A 23,528-nucleotide genomic window follows, 5' to 3' on the forward strand; every position below is an offset into this window, starting at 1 on the left:
GCGCGGTACGTCGGCAAGGACGACGGGTGGACCACGTTCCGGAACGTGCCCGTGCGCACGGTGGCTACGACACGAGCGACCCGCGGCTGCCCGGACGGCACGCACTACGGCAGCGTCACGACCTGGCTGGCCGGCACGAAGGGCGCGACTCGCTGACGACCGGGGCCGTGTCGCGGGTGGGGTACGGCGCCGGGAGGGGGAGCGGCTCGCGTGCCGAACCGTTCCGCTGCTTCTACTTCGCCGGCGGAGCCGCGCGCTGCGGGGTGATCGGAGAGGCCGCCGCCGTCTGCGGGGAGTCCGCGTTGGAGTACGCCGACGGGGACGCGACCGTGGCGGTGGGGTCGGGGGTGTCTTCCTGGTCCTCGACGGCTGTCGCGCCGCCGACGATGCGGATGCTGGCCGCGTCGAACGCCCGCTTGATCCGCCAGCGCAGTTCCCGCTCGACGGTGACCGACTTGCCGGGCATGGTCCTGGCCGAGACCCGGACCACCATGGAGTCGATCAGGACCGAGTCCAGGCCGAGGACCTCGATCTGGCCCCACAGCAGCTCGTTCCAGGGCTCTTCCTTGCTCATCTTCTCGGCGACCTCGTCCAGCGTGGCCTTGACCCGGTCCAGGTCCTCGCTCGCCTTCACGGTCACGTCGACCCCGGCCGTCGCCCAGCCCTGCGAGAGGTTGCCGATCCGCTTGACCTCGCCGTTGCGGACGTACCAGATCTCCCCGCTGTCGCCGCGCAGCTTGGTCACGCGCAGCCCGACCTCGATCACCTCGCCGGTGGCCACGCCCGCGTCGATCACGTCCCCGACGCCGTACTGGTCCTCCAGGATCATGAAGACGCCGGACAGGAAGTCCGTGACCAGGTTCCGCGCACCGAAACCGATCGCCACACCCGCGACACCGGCCGACGCCAACAGCGGCGCCAGGTTGATCTTGAAGGTGCCCAGCACCATCAGCGCGGCCGTGCCGAGTATCAGGAAGCTCGCCACCGAGCGCAGCACCGAGCCGATCGCCGCCGAGCGCTGCCGGCGGCGCTCGGCATTCACCAGCAGTCCGCCCAGCGCACTGCCGTCCGCGGCCTGCGCGGTGCGGCCCATCCGGTCGATCAGCTTGGTGATCGCCCGCCGCACCACCGCGCGCAGCGCGACCGCCACGACCACGATCAACAGGATCTGCAGCCCCATCGCGAGCCACGTCGACCAGTTCTGCTCGACCCAGCTCGCCGCGTTCGTCGCGCTCTCCTGGGCGTCCTGGAGCGTCGGCACGGCCGGGGCGGTGGAGCCCGAGGGCGACGGGGACGGGGACGACACGGCAGGTACCTCCCAGGTGCTGCGCGGTCCGTACCGGCGGGGCGGTCAAGGTCACGAAAAGGTCACCGGACGGACAGGACCACCACACTAACGGGGCCTTGTGTGTGCCTCGTGCCGTTCCGCACAGGAGGCGCGCAGGAGAGACACGGCTCACGCGGGCTTGAACCGGCCATGATCCGGGGGATGAATCAGGTGTGGTCGAAAACACTCCCAGCCCGTTACCGGGACATGGTGGCGCTTCCACCAGGCATGAGGGGAAACTGACTGCAGATCGTCCCGGCGCGAGCCACGCGCCGCCGACGCCCAAGGAGGCACCCGTGCCGCATGTCCTGGTCCTCAACGCGTCGTACGAGCCGCTCGGCGTCGTACCGCTCCGCCGCGCGCTCGTCCTCGTGCTGGAGAACAAGGCCGTCTCCCTCGAGGAATCCGGCGCCTATATGCACAGCGCAACCGTGACCCTCCCCGCACCCAGCGTGGTCCGGCTCAAGCGATTCGTCCGGGTCCCCTATCGGGGGCCTGTTCCTCTGACCCGCCGTGCGCTGTTCGCACGCGACGGGGGCCGGTGCATGTACTGCGGTGGCGTCGCAACCAGCGTCGACCACGTCATCCCGCGCAGTCGCGGGGGCAAGCACGTCTGGGACAACGTGGTGGCGTCCTGCCGCCGCTGCAACCACGTCAAGGCCGACCGTCACCTCGTGGAGCTGGGCTGGCGGCTGCGGCACAAACCGGCTCCGCCGTCCGGGCTGGCCTGGCGGATCATCGGCACGGGGCATCGCGACCCGCGCTGGTTGCCGTACTTGCAGCCCTACGGCGCGGATGATGCTTTGGCCCGGATCGACGGCATCTCTGCCTAGGTCCGGGCTGATGTGTGTGCGCCGGTGAGCCGGCAGGACCGGCCGCGCCGCCCGGGGTTCAGGCCCGCGGGCCCTCCGGGCGGGCGCCGCGTGCCGCGTACAGCACCGCTCCCACGGCGAACGCGGCCAGGGCCACCGCCCAGGCACCCCGCTGAGCGCCCGGCTGCATCGGCCACGCCCACACCGTGGCCGCGCGGCCGTGGGCGGCGTTGGAGCCCAGGTAGACGGCGGTGACGTACGCGAACGCGGGGAGCCAGCTCAGGCGGGCGCCCAGGAGCACGGCCGCCGCCGCGGTGACGCCGGTGCAGCCCAGCGTGTTGCGGACCACCGCGGGCGCTCCGAAGGTCTCGGCGTGACCGAGGACGGCCGGTGCCACCAGCAGCGCGGCCAGCGCGGTCAGCGCCGTCAGCTGCACCAGGCGGCGCGGCCACCAGGGGCGTACGGCCGTACGGTCCAGCTCGTCCGACGCGCTGTACAGGCTCGTCCCGATCACCGCCGACGCCAGCAGCGGCGCCAGCGCGACGATCGGCACCCGGCGGTCCGGGTCGAGGTAGGCATCCAGCCGGCCGGCCGCCCACACCGCGAACGCGGCCGTACCGGCGAGCACGGCCAGGGTCAGCGGGAGCGCCCGGGAACGGGCGTAGAGCAGGGGGCCGTGGGTCGTCGTCACAGTGCCGGTACCTCCTTGGGGTCGCAGCCCGCGCGGGCCCCGAAGTACGCCGACAGCCAGTCGCGGCGCTGCCGCTCGTCCATGCCGGCCAGCCTGGCCCGGGCGGCGCGCCGCTCGCGCAGGCCGGCGCGGCGGGCCGCGTCGCCGCGGGCGTCGTCCTCGTCGATCGCCTTCTGCACCGGGCTCGGCGCGAGGTAGTGCTCCACCGCGTCGTCCGCCCGCAGCACCCGTGCGGTCAGGGTCGTCTCGGGGCAGTCGTAGCCCTGGAGCGCGGTGACGGCCTGCCAGGCGTACTGCCGCGGATCCGTCAGCCGCCCCCGGACGGCCGACCAGCCCAGCGGGGTGATGCCCGGCAGCTGGGCCTCGCCGGCGCGCGGGGCGCTCCCGTGGTCCGCCCACCGCACCGGCAGGTTGCGCACGCCGTGCAGCTTGTCCGTGATCCCCGACAGCGCCTCGCCGACCTGCGGGAGCATCCCGGCATACCGGGCGTTCACACAGACCGCCGGGGTGGTGGAGGTGTCGCACACCTGCCGGCGGCCGAGCGGATCGGTGTGCCACAGGCCGTCCCCGGCCTGCGCCAGCAGCGCGCCCGCGGACAGCGCGGCGGCCAGCGGCAGCAGGGCGGTCACCCGGCGCCGGGCGGCGTACGCCAGGGCGGCGGCGAGCGCCAGCCCGCCCGTCCACACCGCCATGGCCCACGGCTGCCACCACACCGGCAGCGCGCCGTCCAGAGCCCCGGTGGCGGGACTCAGGGCCCGGCCGGCGGGCGAGCCGCCGGCCGCCACGATCCCCAGCCCCACGTAGCCGGCCATCGCCAGCAGCGGCGCCGCCAGCCGCGTGGCGACGACCCGTCCCACCACGTGCCCGGCCAGCGCGCCCGCGGCCATGGCGACCGTGTCCCCCGGCAGCACCGCCGGATGAGGCCGGTCGCCCTGGGCGTAGGGCCAGGTGGCCAGCAGCGCCAGGGCCGCCGTGACCAGGTAGCCGGCGGTCACCCACAGGACCACGGGCAGCGCCGCGACCAGCAGGCGGGTCAGCGGCGGCCGTACGGTCGTCCCCCACAGCTCCTCGGTGCCGCGCCGCCGCTCCCGGCCGCCCTGCCAGCAGCCCGCCGCCGCGGCCAGCGGAAGGGTGATCAGCAGCGCGGTGTGCAGCTGGTCGGCGGTCTCCGCCCAGCCGCCCTGCCAGCGGTCCGCCTTAGCCCACAGGGGCACGCCGAGGGTCAGCAGCACCGCGGCCCCGGCCCAGGGCGCGAAGCCCCGCACCGCCTCGGCGCGCAGCGGGTGCGGTGCGCGCACGGGCGCCTCCGGCTCGGTGAGCAGGGTCATCACACCGCCTCCCGCGCACCCGGCGCGCGGTGCGCGCGCAGCGCCGCCGTGTACCCGCGCTCGATCGGGTGGTCGCCCGGCCCGCCGGCCGCCTCGCCGAGCCGGCCGAGCGCCTCGGGCGTGCCCCGGTACGCGATCCGGCCCGCGTCCAGCAGCGTGACCTCCGTGCAGGCGGCGGCCACGTCCTCCACCAGGTGGGTGGAGACCACCACGGTCGCCGAGGTGCCCAGCTCGCGCAGCAACTCGCGGAACTCCACCCGCTGCTCGGGGTCCAGACCGGCGGTCGGCTCGTCCAGCAGCAGCAGGGCGGGGTCGTTGACGACGGCCTGCGCGATGCCGACCCGGCGGACCATGCCGCCGGACAGCGTCCGCACCTTGGCGTCGATCCGGTCCGCGAGGCCGACCCGGGCCACCGCCCGCTCCACGGCCGCCGGCACCCGCGCGGCCGGCACCTCCTTCAGCCAGGCCACGTACGCCACGAACTCCCGCACGGTGAACCCCGGGTAGTAGCCGAAGTCCTGCGGCAGATAGCCCAGCCGGCGCCGCACCCCGGCCAGGCCGCGGTGGCCGGCGGTGTCCTCGCCGAGCAGTTCCACCCGGCCGGCGTCCGGCCGCGCCACCGTGGCCAGCACCCGGATCAGCGAGGTCTTCCCGGCCCCGTTGGGCCCGAGCAGCCCGTGCACACCGGTGCCGAGCGCCAGGTCGAGCGAGTCGAGGGCGAGGGTCTTGCGGTGCCGGACCCGCAGGCCGGTCACACGTAGGGAACTCATCGGTCTCTCCAGGAGAGGGCGCGGGGCCACGGCAGTCGGTGGTCCCGGGATCGGAATGCTTCCAGGAAGCCGCTGCGGACCGCCGCTCGGCGAACGCGGGCGGCCCTACGCGGTGCGGGGCGTCGTCAGGGACGCAGCGGGCGGTCGTACGCCGGGCGGCGGGCCGTCAGCAGGGCCGCGCTGAGGACGGCCGCCGCTGCCCACACGCCCTGCGCGGCGGTGCCGTCCAGGCAGCGGGAGAGCTGCTCGGCCAGCCGCGCGGTCGCCGCCCCGCCCGGCGCCACGGCCACCGGCGACAGCACGGCGCACAGCCAGCCGCCGCCCGTCACCCCGGCCGCGGCCCGGCACCCCACGAAGGAGGCCAGCGCCAGCGAGGCCAGCGCCAGGGCCAGCCCCGGCAGCAGCCAGGCCGCCGCGGCCGGCGCCCCCGAGGCCGGCAGCAGCAGCCCGGTGAGGGTCAGCAGCGGCAGGCTCACCGCGAGCACGGCGACCGTACGGGTGAGCGCCAGCCGCAGCCCGCCGCCCGGCGTGGCCGCCGTGACCTCGTACAACGGGTCCGCGTGCGGGCCGTAGGACAGGGCGACCCCGGCGACGGGCACCACCGGCGCGACCGCCAGCAGCAGCGCCCGCGTGCCCGGGAACCCGGCCCCGTACGACAGGGCCAGCGCGGCCACCGCCACGCCCAGCACGGCCGGCAGCCACGCCCCGCGCACCGCCGGCCCGGCGGCCCACAGCAGCCGGGCGAGCCGGGACGGCGCGGGCCACCCGGTCGCCCCGGACCCCGGTCCGACCGCCGCGACCGGCGCCGGAGCCGACTCCAGCACCGTCGCCCGCACCTGCGCGAGCACCGCGCCCGCCGCCGTGCCGCGCACCGCGGCCGACACCCGGGACGCGCAGCCCGCGCAACCCTCCACATGCTTCTCCAGCGACCACGCGTCCGGCTCCGGCAGGACACCCTCCGCATAGCGGGCGACCAGGTCCTCCGAGGCGTGCCACAGATGCGCGTTGCGGTGCGTCATGCCGTACCTCCCAGCGGGGACGGGTTCAACAGGTCGAGTGCCTCCCGCAGCTCGGCGCGGGCCCGGCGGGCCCGGGACTTGACCGTGCCCTCCGGGATGCCGAGCAGCCGGGCCGCTTCCCGGGTGCTCAGCCCGTCGACGACCGTCGCCCGCAGCACGTCCCGCAGCTCGGGGGAGATCCGGTCCAGCGCGGTGCCGACATCGCCGTACTCCAGCCCGGCCAGCACCCGGTCCTCGGCGGACGGCGCCGCCGCGGGCTCGTACCGCCCCGCGGCCCCGGGCTCCGGCAGCGGCCCCGCGACCCCTACGACCCGCTCCTGCACCCGGCGCGCGTCCACCAGCCGACGCGCCGCGATCGTCCACAGCCAGCCTCCGGCCTCCTGCCCGCGGTGCCCGGCCGCCGACCGCCACACCGTGACGAACGTGTCCTGCAGCACCTCCCGCACCAGCTCCGGGTCGGCACACCGCCGGGTCAGCCGCGCGTGCAGCCACCCGGCGTGCCGGTCGTACAGCGCGGCCATCGCCCCCGCGTCCCCCTGCGCGACGGCCCGCAACAGGGCCGCGTCCGCGCCGCCGACGTCGTCCGTCTCCCGCTGGCCCCCCATGGGGCGGAACAGTCTCACACCCCCTCTATCGATCACCGGTCCGGTGCCGGATCACCTTGGCACCGGATTTTCCGGGCGTGGCGCCGGGCTCACGGGGTAGGCCTGCCGTAACCCCTCCCCAGCCGCAGCACCCGCACACCGACAAGGAGGCCCTCGTGGCCGCACCGGCTCGCCTCATGATCCCCGCCCCGTCCAAACCCGTGGCGGAGCTGTCCGCCCACACCGACGAGGCACCGCTGCACGCGTTCAGCGCGGAGAGCGCGTGCGCGCAGGCGCCGCTGACCAGTGAGCCGCCGCTGCCCGACGCCGAGCCGCTGACCAGCGAACCCCCGCTCGCCGAGGCCGCCCCGCTGACCAGCGAGTCCGACCCGGTCCCGGACTCCTTCGCGCCGGGACTGTAGATGGCCGCGGCGCCCGACGAGCCCCCCGGCCAGCCCTCCGCCGACCTCGCCCGGCTCGCCGAGCTGCACGGGGTCGCCACCTCCTACCGGCCCGCGCCCGACCGCACCGTCCAGGTCCCCGCCGCCGCCGTGACCGCCGCCCTGGCCGCCCTCGGCGTCGACGCGACCGGGCCGGACGCCGTCCGCACTGCCCTCGCCGCCCGGGAACGTGAGCTGCGCGAGCGCCTGCTGCCGCCGACGCTGGTGCAGTGGACCGGCGCCGAGCCGCCCGCCGCCCTCACCGCCCTGCCCGCCGGCACCCGGCTGCGCGTCGAGACCGAGGACGGCCGGCACCGGGAGGGGACCGCGGACCTTCCGCTCGGCGTCCACCGGCTGACCGCCACCGCCCCCGACGGACGCACCGGTGAGGCGTGCCTCGTCGTCGCCCCGGACCGGCTGCCCGCCCCGCCCGGCCGCTCCTACGGCCTCCTCGTCCAGCTGTACTCCCTGCTCTCCCACCGCTCCTGGGGCATGGGCGACCTCGCCGACCTCGCCGAGCTGGCCGGCTGGGCCGGGCGCACCGCCGGCGCCGGATTCGTCCAGGTCAACCCGCTCCACGCGGCCGTACCCGGCGCCCCCACCGACCCCTCCCCGTACCGCCCCTCCTCCCGCCGCTTCCCCGACCCGGTCCACCTGCGGATCGAGGACATCCCCGAGTTCGCCTACGCCGAGGACCGCGAACGGCTGGCCGGCCTGCTGCAGCGCGCCGAACGGCTGCGCGCCGCCGTCCTCGACAAGGGCGCCCTCATCGACCGCGACGCGGTATGGGAACTGAAGCGCGAGGCCCTGGAACTCGTCCTCGCCGTCCCCCTCGGCCCCGGCCGCCAGGCCGCCTACGACGCCTTCCGCGCCGCCCACGGCCGGACCCTCGACGACCACGCCACCTGGAACGCCCTCGCCGAACTCCACGGCTCCGACTGGCACCACTGGCCCGACGGGCTGCGCGACCCCCGCTCGGCCGCCACCGCGCGCGCCAGGTCCGACCTCGCCGACCGGGTGGAGTTCCACGCCCGCCTCGCCTGGCTCACCGACGGCCAGCTCCGGGCCGCCCAGCGCGCCGCCCGCGAGGCCGGCATGCCCGTCGGGATCGTGCACGACCTCGCTGTCGGCGTCCACCCGGCCGGCGCCGACGCCTGGGCCCAGCAGGACGTGTACGCCGCCGGCATGTCCGTCGGCGCGCCACCGGACGCCTTCAACGCCCGCGGCCAGGACTGGGGCCTGCCGCCCTGGCGCCCCGACCGGCTCGCCGCCACCGGCCACGCCCCCTACCGCGACCTCCTGCGCGCCCTCTTCCGCTACGCCGGCGCCCTGCGCATCGACCACGTCATGGGCCTGTTCCGGCTCTGGTGGGTGCCCCAGGGCAGCCCGCCCACCGACGGCACCTACGTCCGCTACGACGCCGACGCCATGCTGGCGATCCTCGCCCTGGAGGCCACTCGCGCCGGGGCCGTCGTCATCGGCGAGGACCTGGGCACCGTCGAGCCCGGCGTGCGCGAGACACTCCAGCGGCGCGGGGTGCTCGGCACCTCCGTGCTCTGGTTCGAACGGGACTGGGAGGGCGACGGCCGCCCGCTGCCGCCCGAGCGCTGGCGCGCCGACTGCCTGGCCACCGCCACCACCCACGACCTGCCGCCCACCGCCGCCCGGCTCACCGGCGACCACGTCGAGCTGCGCGACCGGCTCGGCCTGCTCACCCGTTCGGCCGCCGAGGAACGCGCCGAGGCCACCGCCGACGCCGCCGAGTGGCTCGCCCTGCTCGGCAGCCTCGGCCTGCTGGACAGTCCGGCGGCCGGACCGCCCGGCTCCGACGAGGAGGAGGAGATCCGCGCCGTCCACCGCTTCCTGCTGCGCACCCCCGCCCGCCTGATCGGTGTCTGGCTCCCGGACGGCATCGGCGACCGCCGCCCGCAGAACCTGCCGGGCACCTGGGACCAGTACCCGAACTGGCGCCTGCCGGTCGCCGACACCGAGGGCCGGCCGGTGCCGCTGGAAGAGCTGGTGGCCTCGTCGCGGCTGCGGGCCCTGCTGGAGGTGCTGCGGCCGTCCGGCGCGGCACCGCGGTCCTGTAAGGCACCCCGGGCGCGCGGCCCCGAGGACGGTTCGCTAACTTGATTTCCGTGGACACGAAGAACGCCCTGCGCGCCGGCGCCCTGGCCGCCGGTACGACGCTGATGATGCTGCTCATGTCGTCCCCCGCGCTCGCGCTGACCCGCGACGACGGCGACGACCCCGGCAAGGGCCTGAGCGTCATCCAGACGCTGGGCCTGTACGTCATTCTCCCGGTGGTCCTGTTCCTGGTGATCGCCGGTCTGGTCATGCTGCTGGACAAGTCGCGGGCCAAGAAGGACACCACCTCGTCCAACATCAACGTCAAGTCCGACGCCCGGGCCAAGGCCTGACCCGGACCACCGGTTCGTTCGCCGGGGGCGCCGGTCCTCCCGTCGGTACGCGCGCACGCCGTACCCGGGAAGAGACCGGCGCCCCCGGCGTTTTTCCGCGCCCGGCTCAGGGGTTCGGCGCGGTCAGATAGCGCTGCACCGTCGGGCCCAGCCACGCCACCAGCTCCTCGCGGGTGAGCGCGCGGGCCGGCGGCAGCCGCAGCACGTAGCGGGTGAGGGCCAGCCCGAGCAGCTGGGCGGCGCACAGCGCGGCCCGCGCGGGGACCTGCTCGGGGTCCGGGCACACCTGCCGGGCCACCGGGAGCAGCTGGTCCCGGAAGATGCCCTGCATCCGCTCGGCCCCGGCCTCGTTGGTGGCCCCGACCCGGAGCACGGCCGTCAGCTCCTCGTTCTCCTCCCACAGGCCGAGGAAGTGGCCGACCAGGGTGCGGCCCACGTCTTCGCGGGGCACCTGCGCCAGGTCGGGCAGCCGCAGATCGAGCGCGACGGCGGCGGCGAACAGGCCCTCCTTGCTGCCGAAGTACCGCATCACCATGGACGGGTCGATCTGCGCGTCCTTGGCGATGGCCCGGATGGTGGCCCGGTCGTAGCCGTCGGCGGCGAAGCGGTCGCGGGCGGCGGCGAGGATGGCGGTGCGGGTGGCGTCGGAGCGGCGTGCTGTCATGCCAACGAGCGTAGGCCAACCGGCGTTGGCCAACAAGTGCTGGCCTGTCGGGGCTGGGAGCAGCGTCGGGTCAACAGTTGTTGGCCAACACCTGTTGACTCCGCCCCTCGCCGAGACCTACCGTTGCCAACAAGCGTTGACCAACAGTTGTTGGCCAACACCCGTAGGCGCCCTCAGGAGGCCACCATGACCCCGCGCATCCTCATCGTCGGCTCCGGTCCCACCGGCCTCCTCCTCGCCGGTGACCTCGCCCTCGCCGGCATCCCGGTCACCGTCCTGGAAAAGCGCCCCCACAAGGTCAGCAACCTCTCCCGCGCCTTCGTCCTGCACGCACGCACCCTCGAACAGCTCGACGCCCGGGGCCTCGCCGACGACCTGGAGTCCCTGGGGCAGCCCCTTGACCGGCTCCGCCTCTTCGGTCGGCTCACCATCGACCTCTCCGCGCTCCCCTCCCGCTACCGCCACCTCCTCGTCCTCCCGCAGTACGAGGTGGAGAAGGCGCTGGAGCGGCGGGCGGCCGAGGCGGGGGCCGAGTTCCGGTACGAGGCCGAGCTGACCGGGCTCACCCAGGACGCGGACGGGGTGACGGTCGAGGTCCGCGGGCCGCAGGGCCGTACGGAGTCGCTCCGGGCCGCGTACGTCGTCGGCGCGGACGGGATGCGCAGCGCCGTGCGGCAGGCGGTCGGGCTGCCGTTCCCGGGCCGGTCGGTGATCCGGTCCGTCGTGCTCGCCGACGTGCGGCTCGCCGAGACGCCGCCGACCGTGCTCACGGTCAACGCGGTCGGCGACGCGTTCGCCTTCCTCGCGCCCTTCGGCGACGGCTACTACCGGGTGATCGGCTGGCACCGGGGCCGCAACGTCGCGGACAGCGAGCCGCTGGACCTCGCGGAGATCAAGGAGATCACCCGTCTCGCCCTCGGCCGGGACTTCGGGATGCACGACGCCCGCTGGATGTCCCGCTTCCACAGCGACGAGCGCCAGGCGCCGGCGTACCGGGTCGGGCGGGTCTTCCTCGCCGGGGACGCGGCGCACGTGCACACCCCGGCCGGCGGCCAGGGCATGAACACCGGGCTGCAGGACGCCGCGAACCTGGGCTGGAAGCTGGCCGCGGTGGCCGGCGGTCACGCGGACCCCGCGCTGCTCGACACCTACCAGGACGAGCGGCACCCCATCGGCCGGGCGGTGCTGCGCAGCAGCGGCGGGATCGTCCGCCTCGCCATGGCCAAGCGCCCGTGGACGCTGGCGGCGCGCGCGGCCCTCACCGCTTTCCTCGACGCGGTCGGTCCGGCCCGGCGCAAGGTCGCCGGCCAGATCACCGGCATCGGCTACCGCTACCCCGCCCCCCGCGGCGCCCATCCGCTCACCGGCGCCCGTGTCCCGGACGTGGAGCTGGCCGGCGGTGGCCGGCTGTACGAGGCGCTGCGCGGCGGACGGTTCGTGCTGATCACGCCGGAGCCGTACGAGGCGGGGGCCGGCCGCGCGGACCGGCTGGCCGTGGCCCGGTGGGCGAGCGACCGCCGTACCACCGTGCTGGTGCGCCCCGACGGCTACGCGGCCTGGGCCGCCGACCCGGCCGGCCCGGCGCGGATCGAGGCCGCACTCGCCCGTCACCTCGGCCCCGCCGCTCCCGCCGACCCCGCCGAGTGACGTGGGGTGACGGCTGCGGCGGCTACTCGGCCGTCGCGTCCAGCAACTTCCGCAGCAGGCCGGCCAGGTGGCCGGCCTCTTCGGCGTCCAGGGCGGACAGGGCGGTGCTCTCCTGCGCCAGTCCGGCGCCCACCGCCTCGTCGATCAGCCGCAGTCCCTCCTCGGTGAGGGTCACCTTCAGGCCGCGCCGGTCGTGCGGGTCGGGGGAGCGGCGCAGCAGCCCGGCGCGCTCCAGCTTGTCGAGCCGGCCGGTCATCCCGCCGGTGGTGAGCATGAGGGTGGCCGACAGCTCGCGGGGAGAGAGGGTGTAGGGCTCGCCGGAGCGCCGCAGGGTGGCCAGGACGTCGAACTCGCCGCGGGAGATGCCGTAGGGCTTGTAGGCCCTCTCCATCCGGTCACTCATCGCGCGGGAGAGCCGGAAGATCCGGCCGAAGACCTCCATGGCCCGGGTGTCCAGGTCGGGCCGTACCCGGGCCCACTGCTCGATGATCGCGTCGACGGCGTCCGCTGGCTGTGGCTGCATGCGCAGAGTATCGACCCCGGTTCCGCTCACCCGCAAGAAAGTCACCGGAAAGAGGCTTGACCATAAGTAGCTTAGAGCTAAGCTACTTAGTAGCGACCCACTCGCCCAGTGATCCGCTCACCCTCCTCGGAAAGGGCCCGCCATGGCCACCACCCGACCCACCGGGACCGCCACCGCCGTCATAGCCGTCACCGCCCTCGCACCCGTCTCCTGGGGAACCACGTACGCGGTCACCACCGAGTTCCTGCCGCCGGACCGCCCCCTGTTCACGGCCCTGATGCGGGCCCTGCCCGCCGGTCTGCTGCTGCTCGCCCTCACCCGGGTGCTGCCGCGGGGCACCTGGTGGGCCAAGGCCGCGGTGCTCGGCGCGCTGAACATCGGCGCCTTCTTCCCGCTGTTGTTCGTCGCGGCGTACCGGCTGCCCGGCGGGATGGCCGCGGTCGTCGGCTCGGCCGGACCGCTGTTCGTCGTCGGGCTCTCCGCGCTGCTGCTCGGGCAGCGGCCGGAGCCGCGGACGCTGCTCACCGGGCTGGTGGCCGCGTTCGGGGTCAGCCTGGTCGTGCTGAAGGGGGCCGGCGCGCTCGACCCGGTCGGCGTCCTCGCGGCCCTCGCCTCCACCGCCGCCATGGCCGCCGGCACCGTACTGACCAAGCGCTGGGGCCGCCCGGAGGGGGTCGGTCCGCTGGCGCTCACCGGCTGGCAGCTCACCGCGGGCGGCCTGCTCATCGCGCCGGTCGCCTTCCTGGCCGAGGGCGCCCCGCCCGCCCTCGACGGCCCTGCAGCCGGCGGCTACCTCTACCTCGCCCTGGCCAACACGGCCGTCGCCTACTGGCTCTGGTTCCGCGGCATCGGCCGGCTCACCGCCACGCAGGCCGGCTTCCTCGGCCCGCTGTCCCCGCTGACCGCCGCGGTCGTCGGCTGGGCGGCCCTCGGCCAGGCGCTCACCCCGGTGCAGGTGACGGGCATGGCGCTGGCGTTCGGCGCGACGGTGGCCGCACAACTCGGCGGCGCGAAGCCGCGACCGTTCAGCTCTGCTGGAAAGAGTGATCGTAAGGATTCGCAGGAGGCGGTCCCGGTGACCGGACGGTGAGCCGGACCCGCTGCCGGCGGCCCGTCGCCCTTCGAGATGCTGAGTGACCGGAGGGCGGCTAGCGTGAAGGGGAAGGTCCGCGATCAGGGGTGTGCCCGCCGCCGGCGGCGAGTGCCCCGCCCACCGGGGCCGACAGCCGATGTGGCGCAGGCCCGCTGCTCGTCCCCCGCGGCAACACCTACGACCGCGCCGCGCCCGTATCCCGCGTGGCCGCGGCCATCGCCCCCGTACCGGAAACCCCGCGAGGGCGTGGAAGGAAGGTAGGCCCATGAAAGCACAACGCGTGAGGCGTCTCTTCGCGGTCTCCGCGGCCGGCGTCCTCCTGGCCGGTGGCGCCGCGATCGGCACGGCGGGTACGGCCTCGGCGGCCACCCCGAACCAGGTCTCGACCAACCACGGCTGCTTCGACCGCGGCTGGGGAGGCGGCAACTGCTTCGGCAACGGCTTCCGCAACAACTTCTTCGGCACGGGCTTCGTCCCCGGCTTCGGCGGCGGCGGCGTCGTGGTGATCGTCGTCAACTGAGCGCCGATCGCGACACGGCACCCCAGTCCGTGAACCGCACACGGAGGGGCGCCCGGCCTCCAGGCCGGGCGCCCCTTCTGTCGTGCGGGTGGGTGACTACGCGGCGGCCGCCGCGTCCGCCGCCTGGGCCCGCAGGGCGCGTTCGATGCCCGCCCGGGACTCCGAGACGAGGCGGCGCAGGGCCGCGGTCGGCTCGGCCGAGGACAGCCACGCGTCCGTCTTGGCCAGGGTCTCCTCGGAGACCTGGATCGACGGGTACAGGCCGATGGCGATCTGCTGGGCGATCTCGTGCGAACGGGACTCCCAGACGCCCTTGAGCACCTCGAAGTACCGGTCCGTGTAGGGCGCGAGCAGCTCCCGCTGGTCGGTCTGCACGAAGCCGCCGATCACGGCCTCCTGCACGGCGTTGGGCAGCTTGTCGGACTCGATGACCGAGGACCAGGCCTCCGCCTTCGCCTCCGGCGTCGGGCGGGCGGCGCGGGCGGTGGCCGCGTGCCGCTCGCCGGCCGCCGTCTTGTCCCGCTCGTACTCGCCGGCGATCTCCGTCTCGTCGTACCGGCCGACGGCCGCGAGCCGCTGGACGAACGCCCAGCGCAGCTCGGTGTCGACGGCCAGGCCCTCGACGGTCTGGGTGCCGTCGAGCAGGGCCTCCAGGAGGTCCAGCTGCTCCGGGGTGCGCGCGGTCGCCGCGAAGGCCCGTGCCCAGGCCAGCTGGTGGTCGCTGCCCGGCTCGGCGGTGCGCAGGTGGGCCAGCGTGGCGTCGGTCCAGCGGGTCAGCAGGGACTCGCGGGTGGCCGGCGCGGCGTACAGGTCGATGGCCAGCTTGACCTGGCGGTGCAGGGACTGCACCACGCCGATGTCGGACTCCTTGGCGATGCCGGACAGCACCAGCGAGAGGTAGTCGCGGGCGGCCAGCTCGGCGTCCCGCGTCATGTCCCAGGCCGACGCCCAGCACAGGGCGCGCGGCAGGGACGCCTCGAAGTCGCCGAGGTGCTCGGTGACGGCCTTCAGGGACTCCTCGTCCAGGCGGACCTTCGCGTACGACAGGTCGTCGTCGTTGAGCAGGATCACCGCCGGGCGGCGCTTGCCCGCCAGCTGCGGTACGGCGGTCAGCTCCCCGTCCACGTCCAGCTCGACCCGCTCGGTGCGCACCAGCTTGCCGGCGTCGGAGAGGTCGTACAGGCCGATCGCGATGCGGTGCGGGCGCAGGGTCGGCTCGCCCTTGGCGCCGGCCGGGAGCGCCGGGGCCTCCTGGCGGACGGCGAAGGAGGTGATCAGGCCCTCGGCGTCGGTGTCCACCTCCGGGCGCAGGATGTTGATGCCGGCCGTCTCCAGCCACTTCTTCGACCAGGTCTTCAGGTCGCGGCCGGAGGTCTCCTCCAGCGCCCCGAGCAGGTCGGACAGGCGCGTGTTGCCGAACGCGTGCCGCTTGAAGTAGGCCTGCACGCCCTTGAAGAACTCGTCCTCGCCGACGTACGCGACGAGCTGCTTCAGCACGCTCGCGCCCTTGGCGTACGTGATGCCGTCGAAGTTGACGAGCACGTCGTCCAGGTCGCGGATGTCCGCCATGATCGGGTGCGTGGACGGCAGCTGGTCCTGCCGGTACGCCCAGGTCTTCATCGAGTTGGCGAACGTGGTCCACGAGTGCGGCCAGCGGGAGCCGGGAGCCGCCGCCTGGCACGCGATCGACGTGTACGTGGCGAACGACTCGTTCAGCCACAGGTCGTTCCACCACTCCATGGTGACCAGGTCGCCGAACCACATGTGGGCCAGCTCGTGCAGGATGGTCTCGGCACGCACCTCGTACGCCGCGTCGGTCACCTTGGACCGGAAGACGTACTGGTCGCGGATGGTGACCGCGCCCGCGTTCTCCATGGCGCCCGCGTTGAACTCGGGTACGAACAGCTGGTCGTACTTCTCGAACGGGTACGCGTAGTCGAACTTCTCCTGGAACCAGTCGAAGCCCTGCCGCGTGACCTCGAAGATCGCGTCCGAGTCGAGGAACTCGGCGAGCGAGGGCCGGCAGTAGATGCCGAGCGGCACCGACTGGCCGTCCTTCTCGTACACGCTGTGCACGGAGTGGTACGGGCCGACGATCAGCGCGGTGATGTACGTCGACATCCGCGGGGTCGGCTCGAAGACCCAGACGTTGTCCTTGGGCTCCGGGGTCGGCGAGTTGGAAATGACGGTCCAGCCCTCGGGCGCCTTCACGGTGAACTGGAAGGTGGCCTTCAGGTCCGGCTGCTCGAAGGAAGCGAAGACGCGGCGGGCGTCCGGGACCTCGAACTGCGTGTACAGGTAGGCCTGCTCGTCCACCGGGTCGACGAAGCGGTGCAGGCCCTCGCCGGTGTTGGTGTAGGCGCAGTCGGCGACGACCCGCAGGACGTTGGGCCCCTGGAGCAGCCCCGGCAGCGCGATCCGCGAGTCGTCGAAGACCTCGGCGGGGTCCAGCTGGTCGCCGTTGAGCACCACCTCGTGGACCGTCGGGGCCACCAGGTCGATGAAGGACTCGGCACCGCCGCGGGCCACGTCGAAGCGCACCGTGGTCACGGACCGGTAGGTACCGCCCTCCTGCGCGCCGGAGAGGTCGAGATCGATCTCGTACGAGTCAACGGTGAGCAGCTCGGCCCGCTGCTGCGCCTCTTCGCGAGTCAGGTTTGTGCCAGGCACGCGGTCATCTCCTCGTTATGTGTCGGTTGCGCCATCCTTCCATGGGACCGACGGGGAACGCGATGTCCGTATCCCGCCGGTGGGCGCGCCGCGGCGGCGGGACGCTGGGCGCATGACGACGTACACCGCACGCCCCGTCCCGGCCGAGGTCCTCGAGGAGCTGCGCACCGCCGACGACGCCGGCCGCCCCATGGCCGCCGTGCCGGACGCGGAGGGCGGCTCCCCGCTGCGCTGCTGTCTGCGCCACAGCACGCCGGGCGAGCTGATCGCCCTGGTCTCGTACGCGCCGCTGCGCCGCTGGGCGGCCGAGACGGGCGCCGACCCCGGTGCCTACGACGAGCAGGGCCCCGTCTTCATCCACGCCGAGGAGTGCCCCGGCCCGGCCGGCGACGCCCTGCCGTTCACCAACGACCACCGCACCCTGCGCCGCTACTCGGCCGACGGCCGCATCCTCGGCGGCCGGCTGGTGACCGGCCCGGACGCCTTCGCGCCTGCCCTCGCCGAGGCCTTCGCCGACCCGGAGGTGGCGGTGGTGCACGTGCGGGCGGTGGAGTACGGGTGCTTCCTGTACGAGGTCCGGCGGGGCTAGGGCGGAGTCGGGGAGGCCGTCGGCGGGTGTGACGCCGGGGCATGCGAAAGGGGCGGCCCGGGCGGGCCGCCCCTGGTGAGCCGTGCGGGTTACTTGCCGGACAGTTCCGCCGCCACCAGTTCCGCGATCTGTACCGCGTTCAGGGCGGCGCCCTTGCGGAGGTTGTCGTTGGAGATGAACAGGGCGAGGCCGTTGTCCACCGTCTCGTCGCGGCGGATGCGGCCCACGTACGACGGGTCCTGGCCGGCCGCCTGCAGCGGCGTCGGGATGTCGGAGAGGGCGACGCCCGGCGCCTTCGCGAGCAGCTCGGTGGCGCGCTCCGGGGAGAGCGGGCGGGCGAAGCGGGCGTTCACCTGGAGGGAGTGGCCGGAGAAGACCGGCACGCGCACACAGGTGCCGGAGACCTTCAGGGCCGGGATCTCCAGGATCTTGCGGGACTCGTTGCGCAGCTTCTGCTCCTCGTCGGTCTCGTTCAGACCGTCGTCGACGAGGTTGCCGGCGAAGGGCAGCACGTTGAAGGCGATGGGGCGCTTGTAGACGTTCGGCTCGGGGAAGTCGACCGCCGCGCCGTCGTGGGTGAGCTTGTCCGCCTCGGCGGCCACCTTCTGCACCTGGCCGTGCAGCTCGGCCACGCCCGAGAGACCCGAGCCGGACACCGCCTGGTAGGTGGCGACGACCAGCGCCTCCAGGCCGGCCTCCTCGTGCAGCGGCTTGAGCGCCGGCATCGCGGCCATCGTGGTGCAGTTCGGGTTGGCGATGATGCCCTTGGGGCGGTCGGCGATCGCGTGCGGGTTCACCTCGGAGACCACCAGCGGGACCTCGGGGTCCTTGCGCCAGGCCGAGGAGTTGTCGATCACGACGGCGCCCTGCGAGGCGACCTTTTCGGCCAGCGCCTTGGAGGTCGCGCCGCCCGCGGAGAAGAGCACGATGTCCAGGCCGGTGTAGTCGGCGGTCGCCGCGTCCTCCACCGTCACGCCGTCCAGGACGGTCCCGGCGGAACGGGCAGAGGCGAACAGGCGCAGCTCCGTCACCGGGAAGTTCCGCTCCGCGAGGATCCTGCGCATGACCGTGCCGACCTGACCGGTGGCTCCGACGATTCCGACCCTCACAGCGACTCCCTCTACGTGTCTCTTGCCTGACCGGGGCTTTTCCATCATGCGGCCGACCCCGGTCCACCTGTCCAATTCTTTGTGCCGTGTGCCCGAGGAATGGGACACGATCAGCCGCCCGACGGTTCCATACGTCCGCCGGGCACCCCGCTGAGCTGCAGAAATTCCCTCGGCCGCAGGCCCGCGCCGGAAGCTGTGCTGTCCCGACCCTGCCCGTCCGGCCGCGGCCCATACGAAGGTGTGACGTACGCCTCCGCGCCGGTCCGGCACCTGCCGAACGTTTCGGCCCGCTGCCACGTCGTAGGGGCAAACGCGTGAGGGGGTGGCGTGTGCTGCGCGGAAAGGCGCGCCGCGGCCAGGGGGTGTACGCCGTCGGTACGGACCGTGCCGGCGACGATCCGCTGGACGCGGCCCAGGAACGCCGGGTGCGGGCGGTGCTCGCGCTCGGCGGCGTGCCGCAGTCGGACCTGCCGGACGGGGTACAGCAGGTACGGCTGCGGCTGCTGGAGCGGGCCGCGAGCGGTCGCGAGGCACCGCGGGACGTGTCGGCGTGGGCGGCGGTGGTCGCCTCCAACCTGGCCATGGACTGGCACCGGGCCAAGCGGCGCCAGGAGCGGCTGGGGGAGCGGCTGGCCGCACTGCGCGCGCCCGCGCACGCCTCCGGCGAGGAGACCAGCCTGTTGTCCCTCGCGGTCGCCCGGGGCCTGGACGGGCTGCCCGCCGCCCAGCGGCAGGTGGTCGTGCTGCGCTTCTTCGCGGACCTGCCGGTGCGGGCCATCGCCGAGGAGCTGGGCATCCCGGAGGGCACGGTCAAGAGCAGGCTGCACACGGCGGTCCGCGCACTGCGCGACCGGCTGCACGAGGACGAGGTGGTGTGACATGACCGCCGGACACGAGAGCGCGCGGGGTGCCGAGCGCGCCGACAGCGCCGGGAGGCGCGGGGAGTACGACGGCATGGACGCCCTCATGGCCGCGGTCACCGGCGATCCCCTGCCGGAGGAGGCCCGGCGGGACCCCGCCTTCCTCGCCGAACACCGGGCGGCCGAGGCCGACGTGGCCGTGCTGCGGGACCAGCTGGCCCGGCTGGCGCAGGCCCTGACGGGAGACCAGGTGCCCGGTGACGCCGGGGAGATCCGGACTCCGCAGGACACACCCTCGGCCGCTCCCCCCGCCCGCCGCCCCCGGGGTCGTACCCGTCCCGCCGGACCGCCCCGGCCCGGGCGGCCGAGCGGGCCCCGGCGGGCCCTGCGGATCGCGCTCGGCTCGCTCGCCGGTGCCGCGGCCTTCTCCCTGGCCCTGGGGTTCGGGTGGCTGGTGACGCAGGCCGGCGGCGGCGCGGACGACAAGGGCGGGGCGTCGGCCAAGGGCGACGCGGGGAGCCAGGAGGCGGCGTCCGGCGGACGGCCGGCGGAGCCGGAGCGCGAACTGGCCTGTACGCGGCTGGTCGTGGAGGGCACGGTGACGAAGGTGGAGCGGGACAAGGGCTCGTCCGGGAGCCGGGTCACGCTGACCGTGATCCGCTCCTACAAGCCCGCGCACGGCCCGGCCGAGGTCGGCTTCCTGCTCGCCGCGGACGCGCGTCCGGCCCCGCGCACGGGCCAGCACGTGCTGGTGGGCGTCGGCCAGGGGGAGCGGTACGCGACCCTGTGGGCCGTCGGCACCTCCCGCGTCTCCGCAGACCGAGCCTGGATCACCGACGCCCTACCGGCCTCCCGCTCCCTCCCCTGCCCCTCCGCCCCCGCCCCCTGAGCGGCCGGGGACGCAGCCGATCGCCGAGCCCGCCGACCTGTCACGCTCCCGGGCCTTGAGCTGGACGGGGGCGGGCGGGAGGCGGAGCCGATGGCCGGGCCTGGATCACCGAGGCCCTGTCCGGTTCCCGAGGCCTGGCTCGCCCATCCGCCACCGGGGCCCTGCTCCTCCGTCACCACCCCTGAAGCCGAAGAGGGGCGGGGGTCCGTCAGGACGCCCGCCCCTCCTGTGTGCGCCGAGCCGCTACGACGTGACCTTCTCGATCTTCACGCTGCCGGTGCCCGCGACCGTGCCGCGGGTGTTCACCAGCTGGACGCGGCCGAAGAACTCGCGGCCCGCCGGGGCCTGAGCGGCGGCCGTGACCTGGCCGGTCACCGTGGCCGAGTCGCCCGTGCCGAGCTTGACCGGGGCCGAGCCGTCGACCGTGACGGAACCGAGCGCGGTCGAGAAGAACACGTCCCGGTAGTCGTAGTCGGTGGAGCCGGACGGGACGGAGTAGCCCGCGACCTCGATGGTGTAGGTGCCGGCGGCCGGGGACGGCACGGACACCGCCTCCTCCGAGTCACCGTCGGCGGACTTGCCGACCTCCTTGCCGGACGCGTCGTACACCGCCAGGTCCAGGTCGGCCGCCGTGTCGGAGACGCCCCCGATGGCGACGTCGAGCGAGGTCGCGCCGGCCGGGACCTCCACCGTGGTGGTCTGGGTCTCGCCCTCCTTGATGGCCGGGCGGGTCGTCTTGGCGGAGCCGAGCGGGCCGCCGGCCAGCTTGCCGTCCAGCGCGGCGTACTTGTTGGTCACCTTCCAGGAGGCGGTGGCCGGGGTGCCCACCTTGGCCTCGGGGACGGTCACGGTCTCCGGGTCGAAAGCCGCGCCGAGGACGGTGACGTCCAGCCGGTACGGGTTGTCGAGCAGCGGGGACGTACGCCGGGATTCGACCTCGACCTCCCACACGCCGGGCTGCGGGTCGGCGTAGGAACGCACGTCGGGCTTGCAGCCGTTGCCGTCCAGGTAGTTGTTGTAGCAGTACGGCGTCGAGGTGTTGTCGGACGGGACGCCGTACGGGTGGATGGCGATGAACCGGGTCTGGCTCTTGTCCTTCAGCCCGCCGATCGCGACCTCCAGCGACGTCGCGCCCTCGGGCACGCTCAGGAAGTACGACCGCGTGCTGTTGCGCTGCACCGAGTCGGAGGCGGAGAAGGTGTACTTCACCGGGGCCGCGACCACGACGGTGGACAGGACCTGCTTGTCGACGCCCTCGGTCCGCGGGTCGTCGACCTCCAGGATCGCGCTCTTGATGCCGGCGGACTTCGGGGCCGCCTGCACCTTGACGGTGACCGGCTGGTTCAGCGGCAGCTTGACGTCGTCGTCGCCGACGATCCGGAAGGTGCCGCCGGCGTTGTTCTCGAAGTGCAGCTCGTGCCGGACCGCCTTGTCCGGGCCGGAGGTGCGGGTGATCGTGACGTCGTACGTCTTCTTCTCGCCCGCCTTCAGGCCGCCCTCGCGGTCGTACAGGCCGGTGCCGAAGCCCGGGGTCTTCAGCGCGTAGTCGATCGCGGTGTCGACCGGGGCCTTGACGGTGTACTCGTGGGCGGTGGCGTCGTCCTTGATGGCGTCCCACGCGTCCACGATGTCGATTAGGCCCGCGCCCTCCTCGTACGCCTGCACGCCCTTGATGTGGTCGGCGGTCGAGGTCAGCGCCGTGCGCAGCTTGGCGGGCGTGAGGTCGATGCCCTTCCGCTTGGCGGCGCTCAGCAGCAGCGCGGAGGCGCCGGCGGCCTGCGGGGAGGCCATCGAGGTGCCCTGGAGCATCGAGTAGCCGGCCGGCAGCGAGTAGCCCGCCTCGGCGACCGGGGAGCCCGGCAGCCAGGTCTGGGTGGTGTTGATCGCGGCGCCGGGGGCGGTCAGGGTCGGCGTGAAGCCGCCGTCCTCACGCGGGCCGCGCGAGGAGAACGGCATCATCGCGTACTTCTTCTCCACGGCCGAGCCGTAGTTGGCGGCCCACGTCTCCTTGGAGATCGCCGCGCCGACCGAGATCACCTTGTCGGCCAGGCCGGGGTCGCCGATGGTGTTGGCGCCGGGGCCCGAGTTGCCGGCGGAGATCACCAGCTGGACGCCGTAGGTGTCGATGAGCCGGGTGTACAGCTCGGCGCGCGCGTTGTTGCCGTCGTTCAGCGCGGGCAGGCCGCCGATCGACATGTTGACGATGTCGACCCCGCGCTTGGTGACGAGGTCGATCATGCCCTCGGTGAGGGCGACGTTGGTGCAGCCGCCGGTCCAGGTGCAGGCCCGCGAGGAGACCAGCTTCGCACCCGGGGCCGCGCCGTTCATCCTGCCGCCGAACAGGCCGTTCGCGGCGGTGATGCCGGCGACGTGGGTGCCGTGCTCGGACTCGATGACGCCGATGTTGACGTAGTCGGCCTTGGCGCCGGAGGAGTTGTAGACGACGTCCTTGCGGGTCTCGACCACGAACGGGACGCGCTCGGCGACGTCCGTCCCCGGGTCGTCAGTGCCGAAGTACCCGACCTGGTAGCCGTCCTTGTACGGCTTCATCGGAGTGTCGTCGGTGAAGTCCAGGTTGTCGTCCGTGTCGACGCGGACCGTGCCGGCGGCCGGGTCGTACAGCACGCCCCAGGCGTCGGTGGTGTCGCCGTCGCGGTTGAGGTCGCCCTTCTCGTCGCCGCCGGCGGTGGCCGACTCGTACATGTAGTTGAACTTGTACGAGCCCTCGGGCGCGGTGAACTTCTCGGTGCCCTGCGAGGCGGTGGTGATCGAGAAGGACGGGCCGGAGACACCGCTGGTCATCCGGCGCCAGGTGCCGTCGCCGTCGGCGACCGGGTCGGTCGCGGTCACCCAGTCGACGATCTTCCGCTCGCCGGTGGTGGTCTTCTGCAGCGCCGGGTGGCCCAGGTCGATGCCGGAGTCCAGGATGCCGATGGTGATGCCGCGGCCGTCCGCCTTCGGGTGGTCCTCGACGAAGTCGACGGCACCGGTCTCGAAGGACGGGTTGTACGGGTTCGCGGCGGGGGTCTTCTTGCCCGGCGCGGGGTAAGAGCCCCCGCCGGCCGCGGACTTGGCCCCGCTGGGCGCCGGGTCGTCGAGCGGGATCTCCTGCTTGAGGTCGATCGCCTGGACGGAGGAGAGCTTCGCGGCGGCGGCGATGGCCGATTCCGCCCGGCCCGTCGGGACGGTGGCGCGGACATAGCCGAGCTTGTCGTCGGTACGGCCCACCAGGCCGCCCTCGACCGCGTCCAGTGCCCCGGCGACCTGCTCCGTCTTCCCGGGCGAGGTCGCGATCATCATCGTGACGTTCTTGTCGCCGTCGGCCTTGGCCTCGGCGAGCAGGGCTGCGTCGTCCGAACCGAGCTTGTCGTGGGCGGACTTCACGCCGGGGTCGGCGGCCGGGGCGGGCGGGGTGTCCGCGGCGAGGGCCAGGGGTATCGGCCCGGCCGCGGAGAGGGCGGCCACCACGCCCACGGCCACGGCTATGCGGGCCAGGCGTCTCGGGCCGGGTATGGGATCACGCTCGGGCGTGTGGGTCATCGGCATCCCTCAGGTCAAGGAACGAGCGGACGA

Annotated in this window: 21 protein-coding genes; 10 read left to right on the top strand and 11 right to left on the bottom strand. The window is 74.1% G+C overall.

The genetic code is table 11. The features are described 5' to 3' along the window. Positions 1-232 precede the first annotated feature (232 nt). Positions 233-1,306, bottom strand: a complete 1,074-nt coding sequence (locus ACIP4Y_RS01775; RefSeq protein WP_401386430.1) for a mechanosensitive ion channel family protein — start codon at positions 1,304-1,306, stop codon at positions 233-235. A gap of 317 nt (positions 1,307-1,623) precedes the next feature. Between ACIP4Y_RS01775 and ACIP4Y_RS01780 the strand changes: the two genes are divergently transcribed. Continuing rightward, on the top strand, positions 1,624-2,160 hold the full coding sequence (locus tag ACIP4Y_RS01780) for an HNH endonuclease (protein ID WP_358646822.1): 537 nt from the start codon (positions 1,624-1,626) through the stop codon (positions 2,158-2,160). A gap of 58 nt (positions 2,161-2,218) precedes the next feature. Here the strand turns inward: ACIP4Y_RS01780 and ACIP4Y_RS01785 are convergent, their stop codons facing one another. The 5 genes from ACIP4Y_RS01785 to ACIP4Y_RS01805 form a co-directional block, all read right to left on the bottom strand. Next, on the bottom strand, positions 2,219-2,830 hold the full coding sequence (locus ACIP4Y_RS01785; RefSeq protein WP_401386434.1) for a hypothetical protein: 612 nt from the start codon (positions 2,828-2,830) through the stop codon (positions 2,219-2,221). Then, positions 2,827-4,158 carry a hypothetical protein gene (locus ACIP4Y_RS01790; protein WP_401386437.1) on the bottom strand — a complete coding sequence of 444 codons (1,332 nt, stop codon included), beginning with the start codon at positions 4,156-4,158 and terminating at the stop codon, positions 2,827-2,829. The genes ACIP4Y_RS01785 and ACIP4Y_RS01790 overlap by 4 nt, the downstream gene beginning before the upstream one ends. Continuing rightward, positions 4,158-4,928 (bottom strand): ATP-binding cassette domain-containing protein, encoded by a 771-nt coding sequence (locus ACIP4Y_RS01795; RefSeq protein ID WP_401386440.1) that lies wholly within the window; start codon positions 4,926-4,928, stop codon positions 4,158-4,160. The genes ACIP4Y_RS01790 and ACIP4Y_RS01795 overlap by 1 nt, the downstream gene beginning before the upstream one ends. Before the next feature lie 125 nt (positions 4,929-5,053). After that, positions 5,054-5,947 carry a zf-HC2 domain-containing protein gene (locus tag ACIP4Y_RS01800; protein WP_401386443.1) on the bottom strand — a complete coding sequence of 298 codons (894 nt, stop codon included), beginning with the start codon at positions 5,945-5,947 and terminating at the stop codon, positions 5,054-5,056. Then, positions 5,944-6,552: an RNA polymerase sigma factor gene (locus tag ACIP4Y_RS01805; RefSeq protein WP_401388613.1), complete on the bottom strand. Its 609-nt coding sequence runs from the start codon at positions 6,550-6,552 to the stop codon at positions 5,944-5,946. Before ACIP4Y_RS01805 ends, ACIP4Y_RS01800 begins: the two co-directional genes overlap by 4 nt. Before the next feature lie 155 nt (positions 6,553-6,707). On the opposite strand from ACIP4Y_RS01805, the gene ACIP4Y_RS01810 reads away from it, so the two are divergent. From ACIP4Y_RS01810 to ACIP4Y_RS01820, 3 genes are read left to right on the top strand one after another with little or no spacing between them, the layout of a single operon-like run. Beyond that, a complete protein-coding gene (locus ACIP4Y_RS01810) occupies positions 6,708-6,953 on the top strand; it encodes a hypothetical protein (protein WP_401386445.1) in 246 nt (81 codons plus the stop codon). Beyond that, complete coding sequence (gene malQ, locus ACIP4Y_RS01815) at positions 6,954-9,104, top strand: 4-alpha-glucanotransferase (protein WP_401386448.1); 2,151 nt, start codon at positions 6,954-6,956, stop codon at positions 9,102-9,104. Positions 9,105-9,109: 5 nt separating this feature from the next. Next, on the top strand, positions 9,110-9,391 hold the full coding sequence (locus ACIP4Y_RS01820; protein ID WP_358646838.1) for a hypothetical protein: 282 nt from the start codon (positions 9,110-9,112) through the stop codon (positions 9,389-9,391). A gap of 106 nt (positions 9,392-9,497) precedes the next feature. Here ACIP4Y_RS01820 and ACIP4Y_RS01825 read toward each other — a convergent pair whose 3' ends face one another. Continuing rightward, positions 9,498-10,055 carry a TetR family transcriptional regulator gene (locus ACIP4Y_RS01825; RefSeq protein WP_358646840.1) on the bottom strand — a complete coding sequence of 186 codons (558 nt, stop codon included), beginning with the start codon at positions 10,053-10,055 and terminating at the stop codon, positions 9,498-9,500. A 186-nt stretch (positions 10,056-10,241) separates the two neighbouring features. On the opposite strand from ACIP4Y_RS01825, the gene ACIP4Y_RS01830 reads away from it, so the two are divergent. Then, complete coding sequence (locus tag ACIP4Y_RS01830; RefSeq protein ID WP_401386453.1) at positions 10,242-11,702, top strand: FAD-dependent monooxygenase; 1,461 nt, start codon at positions 10,242-10,244, stop codon at positions 11,700-11,702. A gap of 22 nt (positions 11,703-11,724) precedes the next feature. Here ACIP4Y_RS01830 and ACIP4Y_RS01835 read toward each other — a convergent pair whose 3' ends face one another. After that, positions 11,725-12,225 carry a MarR family transcriptional regulator gene (locus ACIP4Y_RS01835; RefSeq protein WP_358646844.1) on the bottom strand — a complete coding sequence of 167 codons (501 nt, stop codon included), beginning with the start codon at positions 12,223-12,225 and terminating at the stop codon, positions 11,725-11,727. 142 nt (positions 12,226-12,367) lie between these two features. Between ACIP4Y_RS01835 and ACIP4Y_RS01840 the strand changes: the two genes are divergently transcribed. After that, a complete protein-coding gene (locus tag ACIP4Y_RS01840; RefSeq protein WP_401386456.1) occupies positions 12,368-13,315 on the top strand; it encodes an EamA family transporter in 948 nt (315 codons plus the stop codon). Positions 13,316-13,583: 268 nt separating this feature from the next. Then, complete coding sequence (locus ACIP4Y_RS01845) at positions 13,584-13,838, top strand: hypothetical protein (protein ID WP_401386459.1); 255 nt, start codon at positions 13,584-13,586, stop codon at positions 13,836-13,838. A gap of 96 nt (positions 13,839-13,934) precedes the next feature. On the opposite strand, the gene pepN is transcribed toward ACIP4Y_RS01845, so the two are convergent. Next, positions 13,935-16,508 carry an aminopeptidase N gene (pepN, locus tag ACIP4Y_RS01850; protein WP_401386462.1) on the bottom strand — a complete coding sequence of 858 codons (2,574 nt, stop codon included), beginning with the start codon at positions 16,506-16,508 and terminating at the stop codon, positions 13,935-13,937. Between the two features lie 112 nt (positions 16,509-16,620). Here pepN and ACIP4Y_RS01855 point away from each other — a divergent pair, with 112 nt between their 5' ends. Then, complete coding sequence (locus tag ACIP4Y_RS01855) at positions 16,621-17,097, top strand: DUF1203 domain-containing protein (protein WP_358644503.1); 477 nt, start codon at positions 16,621-16,623, stop codon at positions 17,095-17,097. An 89-nt stretch (positions 17,098-17,186) separates the two neighbouring features. Here ACIP4Y_RS01855 and ACIP4Y_RS01860 read toward each other — a convergent pair whose 3' ends face one another. Next, complete coding sequence (locus ACIP4Y_RS01860) at positions 17,187-18,206, bottom strand: aspartate-semialdehyde dehydrogenase (protein WP_401386466.1); 1,020 nt, start codon at positions 18,204-18,206, stop codon at positions 17,187-17,189. 329 nt (positions 18,207-18,535) lie between these two features. On the opposite strand from ACIP4Y_RS01860, the gene ACIP4Y_RS01865 reads away from it, so the two are divergent. Together ACIP4Y_RS01865 and ACIP4Y_RS01870 are read left to right on the top strand one after the other, a co-directional pair. Further along, positions 18,536-19,084, top strand: a complete 549-nt coding sequence (locus ACIP4Y_RS01865; RefSeq protein ID WP_358644596.1) for a sigma-70 family RNA polymerase sigma factor — start codon at positions 18,536-18,538, stop codon at positions 19,082-19,084. Between the two features lies 1 nt (position 19,085). Then, positions 19,086-19,955 carry a hypothetical protein gene (locus ACIP4Y_RS01870; RefSeq protein WP_401386471.1) on the top strand — a complete coding sequence of 290 codons (870 nt, stop codon included), beginning with the start codon at positions 19,086-19,088 and terminating at the stop codon, positions 19,953-19,955. A 243-nt stretch (positions 19,956-20,198) separates the two neighbouring features. Here ACIP4Y_RS01870 and ACIP4Y_RS01875 read toward each other — a convergent pair whose 3' ends face one another. Next, on the bottom strand, positions 20,199-23,495 hold the full coding sequence (locus tag ACIP4Y_RS01875; protein WP_401386474.1) for a S8 family serine peptidase: 3,297 nt from the start codon (positions 23,493-23,495) through the stop codon (positions 20,199-20,201). Positions 23,496-23,528 lie beyond the last annotated feature (33 nt).

The organism is Streptomyces sp. NPDC088810, from assembly GCF_044750305.1.
GTDB lineage: Bacteria > Actinomycetota > Actinomycetes > Streptomycetales > Streptomycetaceae > Streptomyces.